The sequence below is a fragment of the Pseudomonas fontis genome (genome assembly GCF_028656955.1).
In the GTDB taxonomy this organism is placed as follows: domain Bacteria; phylum Pseudomonadota; class Gammaproteobacteria; order Pseudomonadales; family Pseudomonadaceae; genus Aquipseudomonas; species Aquipseudomonas fontis.
Genome location: NZ_JAMDGY010000050.1, coordinates 1 through 1,073, shown reverse-complemented (window position 1 = coordinate 1,073; position 1,073 = coordinate 1). Strand labels below are relative to the sequence as shown.

Below are 1,073 nucleotides of genomic sequence, written 5' to 3'. Positions count from 1 at the left end.
ACCTTGACCAATGCCGCTGGTAGCCCGGTGACTGTGACTCTGTCCAACGGACAGGTCATCACCATCGCCGCAGGCCAGACCAGCAATAGCATTTCGGTTGCTGCCCCGGCAGACAGCGTCTACCTGGACGCCGGCAACGTCAGCATGAAAATTGACAGCGCTACGGGTGGTGATTTCGAGAAGCTCGATGTCAACGGTACCCCTGCCGTAACCGCAGTCACCGACACAACCGACACCAGCACCGTGACCCTGACGGCTGCGCCGAGCGTGGTTGAAGGTGGTTTTGTCACCTACACCGCTTCGGTCACGGCACCAGTGACTGGCTCTCCGGTGACCGTGACCCTGGCCAACGGCCAGACCATTGTGATCCCGGTCGGCGAAAGCTCCCACTCCGTAGATTTCAAGGCCCCAGACAACGCCCTGAACACCAACGTCGACCTGACCAACAGCATCACCAAGGTCGAAGGCGGTAACTACGAGAAGCTGGAGCACTCGACCGACACTGTCACCACCACAGTGACTGATGATCCGTCGACGCCAACGGCAACTGGTTTGTCGCTGACCGCTACGGGTTCTGTGGCCGAAGGTGGCCAGATCGTTTATACCGCCACTCTGACCAACGCTGCTGGCAGCCCAGTGACCGTGACCCTGTCCAACGGGCAGGTCATCACCATCGCCGCTGGCCAAACCAGCAACAGTATCAGCGTCAACGCACCAGGCGACGACGTCTACCTGGACGCCGGCAACATCAGCGTGAAGATCGACACCGCCACCGGTGGTGATTTCGAGAAACTCAACGTCAACGGCACCCCTGCCGTGACTGCGGTCACCGACACTACCGATACCAGTACCGTGACCCTGACGGCTTCGCCGAGCGTGACTGAAGGTGGCTTCGTCACCTACACCGCTTCGGTTACAGCCCCAGTGACTGGCTCCCCGGTGACCGTGACCTTAGCCAATGGCCAAACCATTGTTATCCCGGTTGGCGCCAGCTCCAACTCCGTGGACTTCAAGGCACCCGATAACGCCCTGAATACCAACGTTGATCTGACCAACAGCATCACCAAGGTTGA

General features: G+C 59.6%; 1 protein-coding gene. It reads left to right on the top strand.

The features are described 5' to 3' along the window. Window positions 1–27 precede the first annotated feature (27 nt). A partial coding sequence (locus M5G11_RS16260) for an immunoglobulin-like domain-containing protein (protein ID WP_273925321.1) occupies window positions 28–1,073 on the top strand: 1,046 nt, incomplete at its 3' end.